Origin of the sequence: Pseudomonas sp. NUPR-001 (assembly GCF_052147955.1) — a bacterium.
GTDB lineage: Bacteria > Pseudomonadota > Gammaproteobacteria > Pseudomonadales > Pseudomonadaceae > Aquipseudomonas.
Map to the genome: position 1 here is coordinate 4,843,628 of NZ_CP197353.1, position 19,237 is coordinate 4,862,864.

Annotated in this window: 17 protein-coding genes; 12 read left to right on the forward strand and 5 right to left on the reverse strand. The window is 61.1% G+C overall.

The genetic code is table 11. The features are described from left to right. Position 1 precedes the first annotated feature (1 nt). From gcvP to ACP6KB_RS22185, 5 genes are all read left to right on the forward strand, one after another. The gene (gene gcvP / locus ACP6KB_RS22165) at positions 2–2,857 is read left to right on the forward strand and encodes an aminomethyl-transferring glycine dehydrogenase (RefSeq protein WP_442109398.1); all 2,856 of its coding nucleotides are present in this window, start codon (positions 2–4) and stop codon (positions 2,855–2,857) included. Between the two features lie 82 nt (positions 2,858–2,939). Further along, positions 2,940–4,316, forward strand: coding sequence for an L-serine ammonia-lyase (locus ACP6KB_RS22170; protein ID WP_442109399.1), 1,377 nt, complete (start codon positions 2,940–2,942; stop codon positions 4,314–4,316). A 28-nt stretch (positions 4,317–4,344) separates the two neighbouring features. Further along, the gene (gene gcvT / locus ACP6KB_RS22175) at positions 4,345–5,469 is read left to right on the forward strand and encodes a glycine cleavage system aminomethyltransferase GcvT (RefSeq protein WP_442109400.1); all 1,125 of its coding nucleotides are present in this window, start codon (positions 4,345–4,347) and stop codon (positions 5,467–5,469) included. Between the two features lie 350 nt (positions 5,470–5,819). After that, entirely contained in the window at positions 5,820–6,032 is a 213-nt protein-coding gene (locus ACP6KB_RS22180; protein ID WP_010220199.1) for a cold-shock protein, read from the forward strand. Positions 6,033–6,257: 225 nt separating this feature from the next. Further along, positions 6,258–6,743 (forward strand): RDD family protein, encoded by a 486-nt coding sequence (locus tag ACP6KB_RS22185; protein WP_442109401.1) that lies wholly within the window; start codon positions 6,258–6,260, stop codon positions 6,741–6,743. Positions 6,744–6,869: 126 nt separating this feature from the next. Here the strand turns inward: ACP6KB_RS22185 and lptG are convergent, their stop codons facing one another. Together lptG and lptF are read right to left on the reverse strand one after the other, a co-directional pair. Then, the gene (gene lptG, locus ACP6KB_RS22190) at positions 6,870–7,931 is read right to left on the reverse strand and encodes an LPS export ABC transporter permease LptG (RefSeq protein ID WP_442109402.1); all 1,062 of its coding nucleotides are present in this window, start codon (positions 7,929–7,931) and stop codon (positions 6,870–6,872) included. Continuing rightward, positions 7,924–9,039, reverse strand: a complete 1,116-nt coding sequence (gene lptF, locus ACP6KB_RS22195) for an LPS export ABC transporter permease LptF (protein ID WP_442109403.1) — start codon at positions 9,037–9,039, stop codon at positions 7,924–7,926. The genes lptG and lptF overlap by 8 nt, the downstream gene beginning before the upstream one ends. 286 nt (positions 9,040–9,325) lie before the next feature. Here lptF and ACP6KB_RS22200 point away from each other — a divergent pair, with 286 nt between their 5' ends. The 5 genes from ACP6KB_RS22200 (at position 9,326) to rlmF (ending at position 15,711) form a co-directional block, all read left to right on the forward strand. Then, positions 9,326–10,819 carry a leucyl aminopeptidase gene (locus ACP6KB_RS22200; RefSeq protein ID WP_442109404.1) on the forward strand — a complete coding sequence of 498 codons (1,494 nt, stop codon included), beginning with the start codon at positions 9,326–9,328 and terminating at the stop codon, positions 10,817–10,819. Positions 10,820–10,870: 51 nt separating this feature from the next. Continuing rightward, the gene (locus tag ACP6KB_RS22205; RefSeq protein WP_442109405.1) at positions 10,871–11,302 is read left to right on the forward strand and encodes a DNA polymerase III subunit chi; all 432 of its coding nucleotides are present in this window, start codon (positions 10,871–10,873) and stop codon (positions 11,300–11,302) included. Between the two features lie 2 nt (positions 11,303–11,304). After that, the gene (locus ACP6KB_RS22210; protein WP_442109406.1) at positions 11,305–11,655 is read left to right on the forward strand and encodes a DNA polymerase III subunit chi; all 351 of its coding nucleotides are present in this window, start codon (positions 11,305–11,307) and stop codon (positions 11,653–11,655) included. A gap of 165 nt (positions 11,656–11,820) precedes the next feature. Beyond that, positions 11,821–14,667, forward strand: a complete 2,847-nt coding sequence (locus tag ACP6KB_RS22215) for a valine--tRNA ligase (RefSeq protein ID WP_442109407.1) — start codon at positions 11,821–11,823, stop codon at positions 14,665–14,667. Between the two features lie 102 nt (positions 14,668–14,769). Beyond that, positions 14,770–15,711 carry a 23S rRNA (adenine(1618)-N(6))-methyltransferase RlmF gene (gene rlmF, locus ACP6KB_RS22220; protein ID WP_442109408.1) on the forward strand — a complete coding sequence of 314 codons (942 nt, stop codon included), beginning with the start codon at positions 14,770–14,772 and terminating at the stop codon, positions 15,709–15,711. Between the two features lie 141 nt (positions 15,712–15,852). Here the strand turns inward: rlmF and ACP6KB_RS22225 are convergent, their stop codons facing one another. Next, complete coding sequence (locus tag ACP6KB_RS22225; RefSeq protein WP_009398256.1) at positions 15,853–16,134, reverse strand: HU family DNA-binding protein; 282 nt, start codon at positions 16,132–16,134, stop codon at positions 15,853–15,855. Positions 16,135–16,543: 409 nt separating this feature from the next. Between ACP6KB_RS22225 and yejK the strand changes: the two genes are divergently transcribed. Beyond that, positions 16,544–17,551 carry a nucleoid-associated protein YejK gene (gene yejK, locus ACP6KB_RS22230; protein ID WP_442109409.1) on the forward strand — a complete coding sequence of 336 codons (1,008 nt, stop codon included), beginning with the start codon at positions 16,544–16,546 and terminating at the stop codon, positions 17,549–17,551. Here yejK and ACP6KB_RS22235 read toward each other — a convergent pair. After that, on the reverse strand, positions 17,532–17,831 hold the full coding sequence (locus ACP6KB_RS22235) for a GIY-YIG nuclease family protein (protein ID WP_442109410.1): 300 nt from the start codon (positions 17,829–17,831) through the stop codon (positions 17,532–17,534). The genes yejK and ACP6KB_RS22235 overlap by 20 nt on opposite strands. Before the next feature lie 143 nt (positions 17,832–17,974). Here ACP6KB_RS22235 and ACP6KB_RS22240 point away from each other — a divergent pair, with 143 nt between their 5' ends. Further along, on the forward strand, positions 17,975–18,754 hold the full coding sequence (locus ACP6KB_RS22240) for a hypothetical protein (protein WP_442109411.1): 780 nt from the start codon (positions 17,975–17,977) through the stop codon (positions 18,752–18,754). Positions 18,755–18,756: 2 nt separating this feature from the next. Here the strand turns inward: ACP6KB_RS22240 and ACP6KB_RS22245 are convergent, their stop codons facing one another. Further along, positions 18,757–19,224, reverse strand: a complete 468-nt coding sequence (locus ACP6KB_RS22245) for a nuclear transport factor 2 family protein (RefSeq protein ID WP_442109412.1) — start codon at positions 19,222–19,224, stop codon at positions 18,757–18,759. Positions 19,225–19,237 lie beyond the last annotated feature (13 nt).

A 19,237-nucleotide genomic window follows, 5' to 3' on the forward strand; every position in this document is an offset into this window, starting at 1 on the left:
CATGACCATCAATCTCGGCACTGCCAACGAATTCATCGCCCGTCATATCGGCCCACGCCAGAATGACGAACAACAGATGCTCGCGGCCCTCGGCTTCGACTCCCTGGATGCCATGAGTGCCGCTGTCATTCCTGACAGCATCAAGGGCACCAGCGTGCTGGAACTGGGCGCAGGGCAAAGCGAAGCCGACGCCCTGGCTTCAATCAAAGCCATTGCCGGCAACAACCAGCTGTTCAAGAACTTCATCGGCCAGGGTTACTACAACTGCCACACCCCGGCGCCGATCCTGCGTAACCTGCTGGAAAACCCGGCCTGGTACACCGCCTACACCCCGTACCAGCCAGAAATCTCCCAAGGCCGTCTGGAAGCACTGCTGAACTTCCAGACCTTGATCAGCGACCTCACCGGCCTGCCGATCGCCAACGCCTCGCTGCTCGATGAAGCTACCGCTGCCGCAGAAGCCATGACCTTCTGCAAGCGCCTGAGCAAGAACAAGACCAGCCACGCTTTCTTCGCTTCCGTGCATTGCCACCCACAAACCCTCGACGTGCTGCGCACCCGTGCCGAGCCGCTGGGCATTGAAGTGGTTGTCGGTGACGAGCGCGAGCTCGACGATGTCAGCGCCTTCTTCGGCGCCCTGCTGCAGTACCCAGCCAGCAACGGTGACGTCTTCGACTACAGCGAACTGGTCGCGCGTTTCCACGCCGTCAACGCCCTGGTCGCAGTAGCTGCTGACCTGCTGGCCCTGACCCTGCTGACGCCACCGGGTGAGTTCGGTGCTGACGTCGCCATCGGCAGCGCTCAACGCTTCGGCGTGCCGCTGGGCTTCGGTGGCCCGCACGCCGCCTATTTCTCGACCCGCGATGCGTTCAAACGCGACATGCCAGGCCGTCTGGTCGGCGTGTCCATCGACCGCTTCGGCAAGACTGCACTGCGCCTGGCCATGCAAACCCGCGAACAGCACATCCGTCGCGAGAAGGCCACCAGCAACATCTGCACCGCCCAGGTGCTGCTGGCCAACATCGCCAGCATGTATGCGGTCTACCACGGTCCGCAGGGGCTCAAGCAAATCGCCCAGCGCACCCACGCCCTGACCGCGATCCTTGCCGCTGGCCTCAAGCAAATCGGCGTCAGCGTTGAAACCGAAGCGTTCTTCGACACCCTGACCCTGGCCACCGGCGACGCGACTGCGGCCCTGCACGACAAGGCCCGCAGCCAGCGCCTGAACCTGCGCCAGATCGACGCCCAGCGCCTGGGCCTGTCGCTGGACGAAACCAGCACCCAGGCTGAGGTTGAAGCACTGTGGCAGCTGTTTGCCGACGGCAAGGCCGCTCCAGACTTCGCTGCCCTGGCCGCCAGCACCGCCGCGCAACTGCCTGCTGCCCTGCTGCGTCAGTCAGCAATCCTCGAGCACCCGGTATTCAACCGCTACCACAGCGAAACCGAGCTGATGCGCTACCTGCGCCGCCTGGCCGACAAAGACCTGGCCCTGGACCGCACCATGATCCCGCTGGGTTCGTGCACCATGAAGCTCAACGCCGCCAGCGAAATGATCCCAGTCACCTGGGCCGAATTCGGCGCCTTGCACCCATTCGCACCGGCTGAACAAAGCCAGGGTTACCAGCAACTGACCGACGAACTGGAAGCCATGCTCTGCGCCGCCACCGGTTATGACGCCGTGTCGCTGCAGCCGAACGCCGGCTCCCAGGGCGAATACGCCGGCCTGCTGGCCATCCGCGCCTACCACCAGAGCCGTGGCGATGCCCGCCGCGACATCTGCCTGATCCCGTCTTCGGCACACGGTACCAACCCGGCCACCGCCCACATGGCCGGTATGCGCGTGGTCGTGACCGCCTGTGACGCCCGCGGCAACGTCGATATCGACGACCTGCGCGCCAAAGCCATCGAGCACCGCGAGCACCTGGCTGCACTGATGATCACCTACCCGTCGACCCACGGCGTGTTCGAAGAAGCGATCGGCGAAATCTGCGCGATCATTCACGACAACGGCGGCCAGGTGTACATCGACGGCGCCAACATGAACGCCATGGTCGGCCTGTGCGCTCCGGGCAAGTTCGGCGGCGACGTTTCGCACCTGAACCTGCACAAAACCTTCTGCATCCCGCACGGCGGTGGCGGCCCGGGTGTCGGCCCGATCGGCGTCAAGTCGCACCTTGCACCGTTCCTGCCTGGCCATGGCCATATGCAGAACAAGCAAGGCGCAGTCTGCGCAGCGCCGTTCGGCAGCGCCAGCATTCTGCCGATCACTTGGATGTACATCCGCATGATGGGCGGTGCCGGCCTCAAGCGTGCTTCGCAAATGGCCATTCTCAACGCCAACTACATCGCCCGCCGCCTGGAAGAGCACTATCCTGTGTTGTACACCGGCAGCAATGGCTTGGTGGCACACGAGTGCATCCTTGACCTGCGCCCGCTCAAGGACAGCAGCGGCATCAGCGTTGATGACGTGGCCAAGCGCCTGATCGACTTTGGCTTCCACGCCCCGACCATGTCGTTCCCGGTAGCGGGCACGTTGATGATCGAACCGACCGAAAGCGAGTCCAAGCAAGAACTGGATCGCTTCTGCGAGGCGATGATCCGCATCCGTGAAGAGATTCGTGCGGTGGAAAACGGCAGCCTGGACAAAGACGACAACCCGCTGAAAAACGCCCCGCACACCGCCGCTGAACTGGTCGGTGAGTGGAGCCATCCGTACAGCCGCGAGCAAGCGGTGTATCCGGTGGCAACACTGGTGGAAGGCAAGTACTGGCCTCCGGTCGGTCGCGTCGACAACGTGTTTGGCGACCGCAACCTGATCTGCGCTTGCCCGTCGATCGAGAGCTATCAGGACGTCTGATGGCCTCATCGCGGGGCAAGCCCGCTCCTACTGTGGGAGCGGGCTTGCCTCGCGATCCCCTTCATCACAATAGGGCACGACCATGTCACTGAGCGTCTTCGACCTGTTCAAGATCGGCATCGGCCCCTCCAGTTCCCACACCGTAGGCCCTATGCGCGCTGCCGCGCGTTTTGCCGAAGGCCTGCGGCGCGACGGCCTGCTGACTGCCACGGTCAGCGTCAAGGCCGAACTCTATGGCTCACTCGGTGCCACCGGCAAAGGCCATGGCAGTGACAAGGCGGTGTTGCTTGGCCTTGAGGGCGAGCACCCCGACAGCGTCGATACCGACAGCATTGCCGCCCGCCTGCAGCAGATCCGCAGCACTGGGCATCTGAAACTGCTGGGCGAGCACGACATCGAGTTCAGCGAAAAACAGCACCTGGCGATGATTCGCAAGCCCTTGGCCTATCACCCCAACGGCATGATCTTTCGTGCCTTTGACCAGGCCGGTCTGCAGATTCGCAGCCGCGAGTACTACTCGGTGGGCGGTGGCTTTGTCGTCGATGAAGACGCCGCCGGTGCCGACCGCATTGTCGAGGACAGCACTGCGCTGCCCTTCCCGTTCAAAACCGCCAAAGAGCTGCTCGGCCACTGTGCCGCGCAGAACCTGTCGATCAGCCAGATCATGCTGGCCAATGAGGCGGCCTGGCGCCCGGAAAGCGAAACCCGCGCTGGCCTGCTGCGAATCTGGCAGGTCATGCAGGACTGCGTTACCGCCGGTTGCCGCAACGAAGGCATCCTGCCGGGTGGGCTCAAGGTCAAGCGCCGGGCTGCAGCCCTGTATCGCCAGCTGTGCAGCAACCCGGAAGCCAGCTTGCGCGACGCGCTGTCGGTACTCGACTGGGTCAACCTCTACGCCCTGGCCGTCAACGAAGAGAACGCCTTCGGCGGGCGCGTGGTCACGGCCCCAACCAATGGTGCCGCAGGCATCGTCCCGGCGGTTTTGCACTACTACATGCGCTTTATCCCCGGCGCCAACGAAGACGGTGTGGTGCGCTTTCTGCTCACCGCCGCAGCGATTGGCATCCTCTACAAGGAAAACGCCTCGATCTCCGGTGCCGAAGTCGGTTGCCAAGGCGAGGTGGGGGTGGCCTGTTCGATGGCCGCTGGTGCCCTGTGCGAAGTCATGGGGGGCAGCGTGCAGCAGGTGGAGAACGCCGCTGAGATTGGCATGGAACACAACCTGGGCCTGACCTGCGATCCGATCGGCGGGTTGGTTCAGGTGCCTTGCATCGAGCGCAATGCCATGGGCTCGGTCAAGGCTATCAACGCGGTACGTATGGCACTGCGCGGTGACGGTCAGCATTTCGTCTCCCTCGACAAGGTCATTCGCACCATGCGCCAAACCGGCGCCGACATGAAAAGCAAATACAAGGAGACCGCCCGCGGCGGTCTGGCCGTCAACATCATCGAGTGCTGACACCCTCTCAAGCCCCAAGGAGTCATCAATGTCTACCGATACACTGCTGCAGACCCCGCTGCACGCCCTGCACCTTGAACTGGGGGCACGCATGGTGCCGTTCGCCGGCTACGACATGCCCGTCCAATACCCGTTGGGGGTGATGAAAGAGCACCTGCACACCCGCGAACAGGCAGGCCTGTTCGATGTCTCGCACATGGGCCAGATTCGCCTGAGTGGCGCCAACGCCGCCAAGGCCCTGGAAACCCTGGTACCGGTCGACATCATCGATTTGCCGGTCGGCATGCAGCGCTACGCGATGTTCACCAACGAACAAGGCGGCATCCTCGACGACTTGATGGTCGCCAACCTGGGCAACGACGAACTGTTCCTGGTGGTCAACGCGGCCTGCAAAGACCAGGACCTCGCCCACCTGCGCGAGCACATCGCTCACCAGTGCCAGATCCAGCCGCTGTTCGAAGAACGCGCGTTGCTGGCGCTGCAAGGCCCGGCAGCGGTCAACGTCCTGGAGCGCTTGGCCCCTGAAGTTGCGAAGATGACCTTCATGCAGTTCCAGCCGGTGCAACTGCTCGGCGCCGACTGCTTTGTCAGCCGCTCTGGCTACACGGGTGAAGACGGCTTTGAGATTTCGGTGCCTGCCGAGCAGGCCGAAGCGCTGGCCCGTCGCCTGCTGGCCGAGCCGGAAGTGGCACCGATCGGCCTTGGCGCGCGTGACTCGCTGCGCCTGGAAGCGGGCCTGTGCCTGTATGGCCATGACATGAATGCCCAGACTACACCGATCGAAGCCAGCCTGTTGTGGGCGATTTCCAAGGTCCGTCGCGCAGACGGCGAGCGTGCCGGTGGCTTCCCGGGTGCCGAAAGCGTGTTCGCCCATCAACAAGGTGGGGTTGCGCGTAAACGCGTCGGCCTGCTGCCACAAGAGCGTACGCCAGTGCGTGAAGGCGCCGAGATTGTCGACGAAGCGGGCACTGTCATCGGTACGGTGTGCAGCGGCGGCTTCGGGCCAACCCTGAACGCCCCGGTGGCAATGGGTTACCTGGATGCAGCGCACACTGCACTGGACACAAACGTCTGGGCGATTGTTCGCGGCAAGCGTGTGGCAATGAAAGTCAGCAAGATGCCATTCGTAGCCCAGCGTTACTACCGCGGCTGAATCGTTAGTTGAAACTTTGTGTCATGTAGCGTTCGAGTTTTCGAATTCGAACGCTTTTTATAACAATCGAAAAGCAACGCAACAGCGCTTGGAATGAGGCGGAAAAAAATCGACCGAACGGCTGCTAAAAGGTAGAACGGCAGCGGCTTTGAGGGCTTGTTTTTGCCGACAGAGTTAGCGTAGAGTCACTGCACTGTGTTTGCATGGGTCGCTATGGTTCGTGACCTGGGCAGTAGCGCTGAGATTTGCTACAACCCGTTCGACGTCTCTTACTTTCCTGCAACCCAGCCCAGTACTCTTTCATTTGGAAGAAGCTGTTACTAATTCTAAGTTTCAAAGGAAATAAGACAATGTCCCAACGTCAGAGCGGTACCGTCAAGTGGTTTAACGACGAGAAAGGTTTTGGTTTCATCACTCCAGAAAGCGGTCCGGATCTGTTCGTACACTTCCGCGCTATCCAGGGTAACGGCTTCAAGAGCCTGAAAGAAGGCCAGAAAGTCACCTTCATCGCCGTGCAGGGCCAAAAAGGCATGCAGGCTGACGAAGTTATCGCGGAAGCCTGATTCCCGATTAAAAAGCCCCTGCTGGCAACAGCAGGGGCTTTTTTGTGCCCGCTGAAAACCTGTGGGAACAACTGTCTTGGTCATCTTGTGGGAGCGGGCTTGCCCCGCGATTGCGATTTGCCTGTATCAGCGCATCGCGGGGCAAGCCCGCTCCCACACACACAGATCAACGAATTGGCTGCGTATTCTCGTAGAATGGCGGTTTTGCCAAAGGAGGGCCTGTGTATGCCCAAGCAGTTGTTGCAGCCCCAGGGCGATTTCCCTGCCGTTGGCCTGGGTCGGCGCCTGGCCGCCATGTTCTACGATTTCCTGTTGTGCACCGCGCTGCTGATCGTTACCGCCGGGGTGTACAAGATGATCCAGATGGCGATCATCGGTGAGACGCGCATGCGCGCGTTGACCGACGCTGGCGCCCTGGACGGCGACCCGTTGCTGTCGACCCTTTTGCTGTTCGCCCTGTTCGGCTTTTTCGCCAAGTTCTGGACCCACGGTGGGCAGACACTGGGCATGCAGGTATGGCGCATACGCGTACAGAACGCCGACGGCAGCGCAATCAGCCTGTGGCAGGCGCTGCTGCGCTTCCTCGTTGCCATCGCCTCGTGGCTGTGCCTGGGGCTGGGTTTCATCTGGTCGCTGTTCGACAAGCGCCAGCGCAGCTGGCACGACATCTACTCCGATACCCAACTGGTCCAGCTCCCGAAACGCAAATAGCAGCTGTAGGAGCGGGCTTGCCCCGCGATGCGATATGCCTGACAGACCCCTATCGCGGGGCAAGCCCGCTCCTACAGTGCCCACAAAAAAGCCGACCCTAGGGTCGGCTTTCTTATGCCTGCAAACCTACCCGGCTCGCCGCAACATCCACAGCCCGGCACCGGCGCATATCGCTGCAGGTATCACCACAGCCAGCAACGGCGGGAAGCCGAAGACCTGGCTGGACGGCCCGAGCAGGTCCTGAGCAATGCGGAACACGAAGCCCACCAGTACCCCGGTGAAAACCCGTTGCCCCAAGGTTACCGAACGCAGCGGACCAAAGATGAACGAGATCGCCATCAACACCAGCGCAGCAGTGACCATCGGTTGCAACACCTTGGTCCAGAACGCCAGCCAGTAGCGGGCATTGTTCAGGCCCTGATCAGACAGGTAGTGGATGTAGTCCCACAGGCCGGTGATCGACAGGGATTCAGGCGCCAACACCACGGTGTTGAGCAACTGAGGGGTAACCGTCACATCCCAGCGCTCTACCGGAGCCTTGATGACTTCGGTGTGATCGCCACGGAAATGCGTGGTGGTCACGTCGCTCAATTGCCAGTGATCTTCCTGATACTGGGCACGACGGGCAAAGCTCGAGGTCACCAGATGGCGCTCGTTATCGAAACGGTAGCGCGTGACACCGTACAACAGGCCATTCGGCTGCACCGAGTTGATGTGTACGAACTCTTCACCCTGACGGTGCCACATCCCGCGCTTGGAGCTTTGCGCATCGCCGCTGCCCTGAGCCAGCGAGCGGTCGGCCTGGGCCTTGTTCTCGGTGACCGGCGCCAGGTACTCACCAATCAGGATACCGACCAGCATCAGGACCAGCATCGGCTTCATTACCGCCCAGACGATGCGCCCGATGGAAACCCCGGCCGAACGCATGATGGTCAGCTCGCTGCTGCTGGCCAGGCTGCCCAAGCCAATCAGACAGCCGATCAGTGCAGCCATCGGCAGCATGTCGTACAGACGCCGTGGCGCGGTCAGCAGAACGAAGCTGCCCGCATCCCAGAGGGTGTAGCTGTCGGTGATGTCACCCATCTCGTCGATGAAGGCAAACAACGACGCAAGGCCGAGAATAATGCCGAGCACGGCAATGATCGCCAGCAAGACGCTCTTGCCGATGTAGCGGTCGAGCTTAACCATGAGCCACCTCCGCACGACGCGCGGCGCGCTTGAGGCGCAGTGGCTCCCAGTACATCAGCCCCAGGCCGATGAGCAGGAAGACTCCGTGGACCCACCAGATGCCCAGACCGATCGGCAATTTGCCTTTCTCCAGAGCACCACGTACAGCAATCAGCATGGTCAGGTACGCCATATACAGAAGAATCGCCGGCAGCAGCTTGAGGAAGCGGCCCTGGCGCGGGTTGACCCGTGACAGTGGCACCGCTAGCAGGGTGACCACGAACACCAGCAGCGGCAACGACAGACGCCATTGCAGTTCGGCACGTTCACGACGGCCATCGCTGGCAAGCAGTTCGGACGTCGGAATGGCTTCACGGTCAGTAATTTCTTCGCTGACCTCAGGTTTGGGCAGCAGCACGCCGTAGGTGTCGTACTTGATGGCGCGGTAGTCGGCCTGCCCCGGGTTGCCATCATAGCGGTAGCCGTTTTCCAGAATCAGGTAACGGTTACCGTCGGCACCGATTTCCTGACGGCCTTTTTCAGCGACCAGCACCGATGGCGCGCGTTCCTTGGTCTTGTCCTGAGAGAAGCGTTTCTCGGAAATGAACACCCCGGCCAGGTTGGCGCGGTCTTCGGACAGTTGCTCGGTGTAGGTGACCCGAGAACCGTCGCGCAAGGTCTGGAAGCGACCAGGCACCAGGGTATCGAACTCGGTCAGGGCATCTTGCTGGTTGATGATCTGGGCGACCTGGGTGACGCCCTGAGGCGCCAGGCCGAGGCTCAGCCAGGCCACCAGTACGGCAACCAGGGCCGCCGGTGCCATGGTCATGCCAAGCAGGCGCTGCTGGCTCATGCCAGTGGCCGACAGCACGGTCATTTCGCTTTCAAGGTAAAGCCGACCGTAAGCCAGCAGGATGCCCAGGAACAGGCCCAGCGGCAGGATCAACTGCAAAAACCCTGGCAGACGGTAGCCCATGATCAGGAACAGTACACCCGGATCGAGCATACCTTGGGCCGCCTGGGCCAGGTACTTGATGAAGCGCCCGCTCATGATGATCACCAGCAGCACGGCGCTGACGGCACTCAAGGTCACCAGGACCTCGCGGGACAGATATCGGAAGACGATCAAACCAGACACTCCTGGGTTGTCAGGCTCGGACAGCCAAACAAAAAATCCATAACAGCCAAGAATAGTTGCTGGCTCGCCACAGCGAACCGGCAAAAAAGTTGGCGCATTATCCTGTGATTGGCCGTGCCTGTCACTGGCGATGCTCAATGCTTCATTAACGGGGTTGTCAGGGCGGTCCGAGCAGGCTCAAACTGGCAGCTTTATCACTGGCCTGCAACCACGCGGCCAGCTCGCTAGAAGTGCCCGCACCGACAGCGCGCAAAGACAGATCATTCGGGGAACTGACATGGAACTGGTTGTAAAAAGCGTAGCCGCTGCATCCTTGAAAACCGCCACTCTGGTACTGACGGTCGGTGAAGGCCGCAAACTCGGCGCCAGCGCCAAGGCAGTCGATGAAGCCTGCGGCGGTGCGCTGAGTGCCGTACTCAAACGCGGCGACCTGACCGGCAAGCTGGGCCAGACCCTGCTGCTGCAAAGCCTGGCCAACCTCAAGGCCGAGCGCGTGCTGCTGGTCGGCACCGGCAAAGACAGCGAACTGGGTGACCGCAGCTGGCGCAAGGTGGTATCCGCTGTGCTGGCGGTCCTCAAAGGCCTCAATGGCACGGATGCAGTGCTGGCGCTGGACGATGTCGCGGTCAGCGGCCGCGATGCCTTCTATGGCAAGTCGCGCCTGCTGGCCGAAACCCTGCTCGACGGCGAGTATGTGTTTGACCAGTTCAAGAGCAAGAAAGCCGAACCGCGTGCCCTGAAGAAAATCACCCTGCTGGCCGAGAAGGCCGGTGCCGCCGAGGTCGAGCGCGCCGTCAAGCACGCCACTGCCATTGCCAGCGGCATGCGCTTCGCCCGCGACCTGGGCAATCTGCCACCTAACGTTTGCCACCCAAGCTTCCTGGCCGAACAGGCCAAGGGCCTGGGCAAAGCCTACAAGGGCCTGAAGGTCGAGGTACTCGACGAGAAGAAGATCAAGGAACTGGGCATGGGCGCGTTCTACGCCGTTGGCCAGGGCAGCGACCAGCCGCCACGCCTGATCGTGCTCAACTACCAGGGCGGCAAAAAGAGCGAGAAGCCTTTCGTGCTGGTGGGCAAAGGCATCACCTTCGACACCGGTGGCATCAGCCTCAAACCTGGTGCCGGCATGGATGAAATGAAATACGACATGGGCGGTGCCGCCAGTGTCTTCGGCACCCTGCGTGCGGTGCTTGAGCTGCAACTGCCGATCAACCTGGTGTGCCTGCTGGCCTGTGCTGAAAACATGCCAAGCGGCGGCGCCACCCGTCCCGGCGACATCGTTACCACCATGAGCGGGCAGACGGTCGAAATCCTCAACACCGACGCCGAAGGCCGTCTGGTGCTGTGCGATACCCTGACCTACGCCGAGCGCTTCAAGCCTCAGGCCGTGGTCGACATCGCCACCCTCACCGGCGCCTGCATCGTCGCGCTGGGCAGCCACACCTCGGGCCTGATGGGCAACAACGAGGAACTGGTCAATCAACTGCTCGACGCAGGCAAGCGCGCCGACGACCGCGCCTGGCAACTGCCGCTGTTCGATGAGTATCAGGAACAGCTCGACAGCCCGTTCGCCGACATCGCCAACATCGGTGGCCCGAAGGCTGGCACCATCACTGCCGGTTGCTTCCTGTCGCGCTTTGCCAAGGCCTACAACTGGGCCCACCTGGACATCGCCGGCACCGCCTGGATCAGCGGCGGCAAGGACAAGGGCGCCACTGGCCGCCCGGTGCCGCTGCTGACCCAATACCTGCTTGATCGCGCCAACGCCTGAGTGAGTGCCGCGCGCCTGTGCCCTTGAGCGCAGGCGTGCGGTCGGCAGACCATGAGCAAAAAAGTAGATTTCTATATCCTGCCCAGCGACGCCCCCTCGGCGCGCCTGGATTTCGCCTGCAAGCTGTGCGAGAAGGCTTGGCGCATGGGCCACCAGGTTTACCTGCATTGCGCCGACGCCGGGCAGCGCGACGAACTGGATGCCCGCCTGTGGGCCTTCAAGGGTGAAGCCTTCGTCCCGCATTCGCGTGCCGAAGATCAGCCCCAAGGCAGCGTGGTACTTGGCCTCGGCGACGATCCCGGCAGCCACCAGGACTTGCTGATCAACCTCGACCTCAAGGTGGCGCCGTTCGCCGAACGCTTTGCCCGTATCGCCGAAATCGTCGTCGAAGAACAGACGATACGTCAGGCTGCCCGAGAGAGTTTTCGTTTCTACCGCGAACAGGGCTATGCTCTGCAGGACCACCGCTTACAGCGACTCTGAAGATGACGGACAAACCCACTCCCCTGCCCCAATCCGCACACCTGCTGGACGATCTGGAATCGATCCGTCAGCTGCTGGGCGACGAATCCCTCGAGCCGCCGCTGCTGACCGACACGGTCGAAGAACAGATTCCGCTGCTGCTTGAAGAAGCAGTAGCCGAGCCGCCTGCAGCCCCACAGCCGCCGGCAGACCCACAGGCCCGGCGCCAGGAAACCCTGCTGCACCTGGATGCCGAACTGCGCGCAGCGGCGCAGTTGATCATGCAGGACGTCATCAACGACTTCACCCCGCACATCGAGAACGAGATCAAACGGCGCCTCGATGCCCGGCTTGAACGTTTGCTCAATCCCTGAATCGCGGGGCAAGCCCGCTCCCACAGAAGATTGCACACCGCCTGTGGGAGCGGGCTTGCCCCGCGATGTTTTTTCCTCCTGCCATCACCTCGTGCTACGCCCCGGCACTTATCCCCGTTATACTGCTCGGCTTTCCTGAATAAATGCCATAGGGTCCCGCCGCGCATGGATAAGACCTACCAGCCGCACGCTATTGAAACTTCCTGGTACAACACCTGGGAGTCCGAGAATTATTTCGCTCCGCAAGGCGCGGGCGATTCTTACACCATCATGATTCCGCCGCCGAACGTCACCGGCAGCCTGCACATGGGTCATGGTTTCAATAACGCGATCATGGATGCCCTGATCCGCTTCCGCCGCATGCAGGGTCGCAACACCCTGTGGCAGCCAGGTACCGACCACGCCGGTATCGCCACCCAGATGCTGGTAGAGCGTCAGCTCGAAGCCAAAGGCCAGAACCGCCACGACCTGGGTCGCGAAAAGTTCCTGGAAAAGGTCTGGGAGTGGAAGGATCAATCCGGTGGCAACATCAGCCGCCAGATTCGCCGCCTGGGCTCTTCGGTCGACTGGAGCCGCGAGCGCTTCACCATGGACGACGGCCTGTCGGAAGCGGTGAAAGAAGCCTTCGTACGCCTGCACGAAGACGGCCTGATCTACCGCGGCAAGCGCCTGGTCAACTGGGACACCAAGCTGCACACGGCAATTTCCGATCTCGAAGTGGAAAACCACGACGAGAAGGGCCACCTGTGGAACCTGCGCTACCCGCTGGCTGACGGCGCGAAAACCGCCGATGGCAAAGACTACCTGATCGTTGCCACTACCCGTCCGGAAACCATGCTCGGCGACGCCGCCGTGGCCGTGAACCCGGAAGACGAGCGCTACAAGGCACTGATCGGCAAATTTGTCGAGCTGCCGCTGGTAGGCCGCCGCATCCCGATCATCGGCGACGACTACTGCGACCCTGAATTCGGCACCGGCTGTGTGAAAATCACCCCGGCCCACGACTTCAACGACTACGAAGTCGGCAAGCGCCACAACCTGCCGCTGCTGAACATCTTCGACAAGAACGCCTTCGTTCTGCCGGCCGCCCAGGTCTTCAACCTCGACGGCAGCGTCAACGAAAGCATCGACGCCAGCCTGCCTGCGCAGTACGCCGGTCTCGACCGCTTCGTTGCGCGCAAGCAGATCGTTGCCGATTTCGACGCCGCCGGCCTGCTGGTCAGCGTCGATGACCACGCCCTGAAAGTACCGAAAGGCGACCGTTCCGGCACCGTCATCGAGCCGTGGCTGACCGACCAGTGGTACGTGTCGACCAAACCGCTGGCCGAGCCTGCGATCGCCGCGGTCGAAGACGGCCGCATCCAGTTCGTGCCCAAGCAGTACGAAAACATGTACTTCTCCTGGATGCGCGATATCCAGGACTGGTGCATCAGCCGTCAGCTGTGGTGGGGCCACCGTATTCCGGCCTGGTACGACGAGTCCGGCAAGGTCTATGTCGGCCGTAGCGAAGAAGAAGTACGCGCCAAGCACAACCTCGGTGCCGACGTGGTCCTGAACCAGGACAACGACGTACTCGACACCTGGTTCAGCTCGGGCCTGTGGACCTTCTCGACCCTGGGCTGGCCGCAGCAAACCGAATTCCTCAAGACCTTCCACTCCACCGACGTGCTGGTTACCGGCTTCGACATCATTTTCTTCTGGGTTGCCCGGATGATCATGCTGACCATGCACCTGGTGAAGAACGAGGACGGCACCCCGCAGGTTCCGTTCAAGACCGTCTATGTCCACGGCCTGGTGCGCGATGGCCAGGGCCAGAAGATGTCCAAGTCCAAGGGCAACGTCCTTGACCCGCTGGACATCGTCGACGGTATTACCCTGGACGAGCTGCTGGAAAAACGTACCAGCGGCATGATGCAGCCCAAGCTTGCCGAGAAAATCGCCAAGCAGACCAAGGCCGAGTTCCCGGAAGGCATCGCCAGCTACGGCACCGACGCCCTGCGTTTCACCTTCTGCTCGCTGGCGTCCACCGGTCGCGACATCAAGTTCGACATGGGCCGCGTCGAAGGCTACCGCAACTTCTGCAACAAGATCTGGAACGCGGCGCGCTACGTGCTGGACAAAGGCGAAGACTGCGGCCAGAACGGCGAAGCCTACGAGCTGTCGCTGGCTGATCGCTGGATCATCTCCCAGCTGCAGCGCACCGAAGCCGAAGTGACCCGCCAGCTTGAGCAGTTCCGCTTCGACCTAGCCGCCCAGGCCCTCTACGAGTTCATCTGGAACCAGTATTGCGACTGGTACCTGGAACTCTCCAAGCCTGTGCTGTGGGACGAAAACGCCCCGGTCGAGCGCGCTCGTGGCACCCGTCGCACCCTGGTGCGCGTGCTGGAAGTCGCCTTGCGCCTGGCGCACCCGTTCATGCCATTCATCACCGAAGAAATCTGGCAGCGCCTGGCGCCGCTGGCCGGTGCGCAAGGCAAGACCATCATGCTGCAGCCGTGGCCAGTGGCCAACGAAAGCCGTATCGATGCGGCGGCCGAAGGCGACATCGAATGGCTCAAGGAACTGATGCTCGGCGTGCGTAACATCCGCGGCGAGATGAACATCGGCCCGGGCAAGCCACTGCAACTGTTCCTCAAGAACGCCAGCGCTGAAGACCAGCGCCGCCTGCAGGAAAACGAAGCGCTGCTGAAAAAGCTGGCGAAGATCGAATCCTTCACCGTGCTGGGCGAGCAGGATGAAGCACCGCTGAGCGCCACCGCGCTGGTCGGTGATCTGCAAGTGCTGGTGCCAATGGCTGGCCTGATCGACAAGGACGCTGAACTGGCGCGCCTGAACAAGGAAATCCAGCGTCTGCAAGGCGAAGTCCAGCGTGTGGGTGGCAAGCTGTCCAACGCCGCCTTCGTCGACAAGGCACCGCCTGCCGTCATCGACAAAGAGCGCGCCAAGCTGGCCGAAGCCGAACAGGCCCTGGCCAACTTCACCGAGCAGCATGCGCGGATTGCAGCGCTGTAACACGCGCTGATTTCAGCGACGCCATCGCGGGTCAAACCCGCTCCCACAGGACACCCTGTAGGAGCGGGCTTGACCCGCGATGCGTTCTACCGGACCCACACCATGACCACAGCCAACAAGCCGACCCTGCACCCGCGCAATCGCCACCAGGGCCGCTACAACTTTCCTGATCTGATCAAAAGCAGCCCTGAACTGGGCCAGTTCATGATCACCAACCCCCACGGCAAACCCAGCATCGACTTCGCCAACCCCGAAGCGGTGCGAGTGTTCAACCGTGCTCTGCTCAAGGCGCAGTACGGCATCCAGCACTGGGACATCCCGGCCGACTACCTGTGCCCGCCGATTCCCGGCCGTGCCGACTACATCCATGTATTGGCCGACCTGCTCGCCGAAGACAACAACGGCGAAATCCCACGCGGCGCTCAGGTGCGGGCGCTGGATATCGGCGTCGGTGCCAACTGCATCTACCCCCTGCTCGGCCACAGCGACTACCGCTGGCGCTTTCTCGGCTCGGACATCGACAGCACGGCGCTGGCTGCCGCCAAGGCCATCGTTCACGCCAATGGCCTGGACAAGGCCATCAGCCTGCGCCAGCAAGGCAACCGCAAGCACATCCTGCTGGGCCTGCTCAAAGACGACGAGCGTTACGACCTGACCCTGTGCAACCCGCCCTTTCACGCTTCACGGGACGAAGCCACCCGTGGCAGCCAGCGCAAATGGCGCGCCCTGGGCAAGGCCGATCCCAAGCGCAAACTGCCGGTACTGAACTTTGGCGGGCAGAACAATGAACTGTGGTGCGAAGGTGGTGAAATCCGCTTTGTCAGCCAATTGGTGGCCGAAAGCGCTGCGCTTGGCCAACAGGTGATGTGGTTCACCTCGTTGGTGTCCAAAGCCTCCAACCTGCCGGGCATTCAGGCAGCGTTGAAAAAAGCCGGCGCACTCGAACAGCGCGTGGTCGAAATGGGCCAAGGGCAAAAGCAAAGCCGCATGGTGGCCTGGACCTTCCAGGATGCCACCACCCGCCAAAAACGCTGGTCTCGGTAGGAGCGGGCTTGCCCCGCGATCGCGGTTTGTCTGTCTCACCGCATCGCGGGGCAAGCCCGCTCCCACAGGCCGGTGTTCCCACAGGCACAAAAAAACCGCGTTCGGCTCACACCGGACGCGGTTTTTTCAAGCTGCTTACAATTACTTGTTTACAGCGTCGGTCAGCACTTTGGCTGGCACGAACTTGACGACTTTCTTGGCAGCGATTTCGATGGCAGCGCCAGTCGAAGGGTTGCGGCCGGTACGGGCAGGACGCTCGGTGATTTTCAGTTTGCCAATGCCTGGCAGAGTGATTTCGCTGCCATTTTCCAGTTGATCAGCAACGATCTGACCCAGTTGCTCCAGAGCGTTACGCGCGGTGGTTTTTGGCGCGTCGATAGCTTCGGCGATATCGGCGATCAGTTGGTCTTTGGTCAATGCCATGGTGGTGTTCCTTCCCTATCAAATTCAGTGAGTATGCAGAGTGCTACGTCGGTCATCGAGCCAGACCTGCGGGGGTATCCGGCGGTCCGGTGTTACAGCCACGTCAATCGCGTATGTAGATACGTAAAACGACGTTTGGTTCGACGCGACGTGAGCGGTCTGCCAGCAATGCGCCACACACGGGGCGCAAGACCGGGCAAAACTACCACAGGAATGGATAAATATCCGCTGCTGACAGGGCAAATGTGCAGGTTTTTCGGGGCTTTGCGCGAAAAAACGCAAAAAATTGAACAAAAAACGAACAACCGACATTTCTGCCAACATCTGGCCGCTGAATCACCTCTGCGCTGAGGTACACTTGGCAACTTTGCAACGCGGCCAGCACCGCCCATTTTCAACCGAGAATCCCATGCCGATCCGTCATTGCATTGTCCACCTGATCGACAAAAAACCCGATGGCAGCCCTGCTGTCCTGCACGCTCGCGATTCGGAACTTGCCGAGTCCAGCGCCATCGAAAACCTCCTGGCCGACCTCAACGACAGCTACAACGCCAAACAAGGTAAAGCCTGGGGTTTCTTCCATGCCGAGTCCGGCGCCCACCCGTTCAGCGGCTGGCTCAAGGAGTACCTGGAAGACGGCAGCACCTTTACCGCCTTCAGCCGGGTAGCCGTTGAGCACCTGCAAAAACTGATGGAAGAATCCAACCTCTCCGTCGGCGGCCACGTGCTGTTTGCTCAATACCAGCAAGGCATGACTGAGTACCTGGCGATCGCCCTGCTGCATCACAGCGAAGGGGTGGCGGTAAACGCCGAGCTCGATGTCACGCCGTCGCGCCACCTGGACCTGGGGCAGTTACACCTGGCCGCACGGATCAACCTGTCCGAGTGGCAGAACAACAAAAACTCAAAGCAGTACATTTCCTTCATCAAAGGCAAAAACGGCAAGAAAGTCTCGGACTACTTCCGCGACTTCATCGGCTGCCAGGAAGGTGTCGACGGCCCGGGCGAAACCCGCACGCTGCTCAAGGCCTTCAGCGACTTCGTCGAAAGCGAGGATCTGCCCGAGGAAGCCGCCCGGGAGAAAACCCAGACCCTGGTCGAGTATGCCACCAGCCAGACCAAGGCCGGCGAACCCGTCACGCTGGAAGAGCTGTCCGGGCTGATTGATGAAGACCGTCCGCGCGCCTTCTACGAGCACATTCGTAACAAGGACTACGGCCTGTCAGCGGAAATTCCTGCCGACAAACGCACCCTGAACCAGTTCCGCCGCTTCACCGGCCGCGCTGAGGGCTTGTCGATCAGCTTTGAAGCCCACCTGTTGGGCTCGAAGGTCGAGTACGACGAAGAGGCCGGCACCCTGATCATCAAAGGCTTGCCGACACAGCTGACCGATCAGCTCAAGCGCCGCAAGGACTGAGCCCTGCCCAGGAGGCCACCAGCGCCTCCTTGGCACTCTTGCGCAGCTTCTTCACCAGGCGCTCGTGGCGCAGCGCCTGGGACTTGTCTGGCCACTGCTCGACGTACACCAGCGCCTGTGCCGGACTGGTCAGAAAATACCGCGCGCCACGCCCACGCTGATGCATCAAAAAGCGCCGCTGCGGATCGTCACTGATCCCACAATACAGCGCACCATTTTCCGCCCGTACCAGGTAAACATACCAGGGCTTGCTTACCCGATCCGGAACATTTTCACTCACGACGCGTACTCCGTTTGTCACTAGTTTGGTGAGGCCTAGTCAAAAAGGACTTCACCATGTACAGATTATCCGCACCTTGTTTTGCCCTTTGCTTACTGTCGTTCAACGCTCTGGCCTTCATTGGGCCGCAGACGGCGGCAGACATGCAAAAAAGTTTCGACACCACACCTGAGCACTGTGGCAGCAATGCCATTGCGGCCCATGAATGCTCTGGTGTATTGGTCCGATCAACCCGCCCGTCCCCGTCCTACCACACGTGGCATCATAGCCAGAACTCGAAAACCAAAGGCAGCGTTTCCTTCTCCTACTTGCGTTCCGATATCCCGATTGAACGCCTGGCCGAAGACGGTCGCAGCGGCTTCACCCTCTATCCTCTGCAACAGCGCCCTCAAGACTCACTGCCATACGAGGTACTGTGCACATGGCCAACCGATGGTGACAGCTGGACTCGTGATTCCCGTGGTTGTGGCGACAACAGCCGCACCACGCAAGTTGAAACGCTTTGCCACCAACAGGGCATAGCGACAGCCGAAGACTGGATCGTCAATTACCGCGGCAATGCTGACCACAAGAGCCAGTGCGCGTTCGACGCACAGCATGCAAATGCGGCAGAACGTGCCAGTACGTTCTATCAAGGCCTTCGCGTAAAACAGCTGTACCGGGACGAACTGCCCTATCCCTGGAATGAAGTCATGATCGGCGCCTGGGACGAAACCAAGTCCTCTACCCTGCCGATCCAGTCATTCTTCTACATTGCCGGGCTGCCCAATGCGCTGGAACAGGCACGTGCCGATCAGCAGGACTGGCTCGACACTAACGCCAACTTCATTCCGGTGATCCGCATTGAGCTGCCGAAAACACCAGAAGACACCACGACGTTCAGCTACCGCGAGGAGGACCAGGCCGTTGATGCAATGCTCTGAGACTACTGACGCTGGAAGCTGCGTAACCCTTTGAGTGCCTGAGCGCGCACTTTGTTACGCAGCAACGGCGACCAACCCAGTAGCAATCCCGGCAGGCCCAGCGCCTGCCGCGACCAGCGCCATAGATCGAAATGGTCGTGATGTTCACAGATTTTGCCGTCGCGAATGACGAAGCGCGCCTGTATATCGTTGACCACAACACGACCGGTCTGGCTGAACAGGTAGGTGGCGACCCAGTGGGCCGTGCCGCTACTGTCATCGGCCCGTACGCTATCGAATGTCAGGGTAAAGTCCTTGGCGCGGGAGGTAAGCATCCGCCACATATCGCCTGCATCCTTAGCGCGCAACGTGCCAAAGGCCGGATCACTGAAGAGGATGTCGTCGCTGTAGCAAGCCACCATCGCCTCAGCGTCCAGACGCTGGAACGCCTGATAGAAGCGGGTAATCAAGACAGTGTTGGCTTCACTCATTGGGCGGGTCCGT

Bases quoted from the DNA above. Each gene is read 5' to 3' on its own strand.
- gcvP (WP_442109398.1), top strand. From the start codon at position 2: ATGACCATCAATCTCGGCACTGCCAACGAATTCATCGCCCGTCATATC.
- ACP6KB_RS22170 (WP_442109399.1), top strand. From the start codon at position 2,940: ATGTCACTGAGCGTCTTCGACCTGTTCAAGATCGGCATCGGCCCCTCC.
- gcvT (WP_442109400.1), top strand. From the start codon at position 4,345: ATGTCTACCGATACACTGCTGCAGACCCCGCTGCACGCCCTGCACCTT.
- ACP6KB_RS22180 (WP_010220199.1), top strand. From the start codon at position 5,820: ATGTCCCAACGTCAGAGCGGTACCGTCAAGTGGTTTAACGACGAGAAA.
- ACP6KB_RS22185 (WP_442109401.1), top strand. From the start codon at position 6,258: ATGCCCAAGCAGTTGTTGCAGCCCCAGGGCGATTTCCCTGCCGTTGGC.
- lptG (WP_442109402.1), bottom strand. From the start codon at position 7,931: ATGGTTAAGCTCGACCGCTACATCGGCAAGAGCGTCTTGCTGGCGATC.
- ACP6KB_RS22200 (WP_442109404.1), top strand. From the start codon at position 9,326: ATGGAACTGGTTGTAAAAAGCGTAGCCGCTGCATCCTTGAAAACCGCC.
- ACP6KB_RS22205 (WP_442109405.1), top strand. From the start codon at position 10,871: ATGAGCAAAAAAGTAGATTTCTATATCCTGCCCAGCGACGCCCCCTCG.
- ACP6KB_RS22210 (WP_442109406.1), top strand. From the start codon at position 11,305: ATGACGGACAAACCCACTCCCCTGCCCCAATCCGCACACCTGCTGGAC.
- ACP6KB_RS22215 (WP_442109407.1), top strand. From the start codon at position 11,821: ATGGATAAGACCTACCAGCCGCACGCTATTGAAACTTCCTGGTACAAC.
- rlmF (WP_442109408.1), top strand. From the start codon at position 14,770: ATGACCACAGCCAACAAGCCGACCCTGCACCCGCGCAATCGCCACCAG.
- ACP6KB_RS22225 (WP_009398256.1), bottom strand. From the start codon at position 16,134: ATGGCATTGACCAAAGACCAACTGATCGCCGATATCGCCGAAGCTATC.
- yejK (WP_442109409.1), top strand. From the start codon at position 16,544: ATGCCGATCCGTCATTGCATTGTCCACCTGATCGACAAAAAACCCGAT.
- ACP6KB_RS22240 (WP_442109411.1), top strand. From the start codon at position 17,975: ATGCAAAAAAGTTTCGACACCACACCTGAGCACTGTGGCAGCAATGCC.
- ACP6KB_RS22245 (WP_442109412.1), bottom strand. From the start codon at position 19,224: ATGAGTGAAGCCAACACTGTCTTGATTACCCGCTTCTATCAGGCGTTC.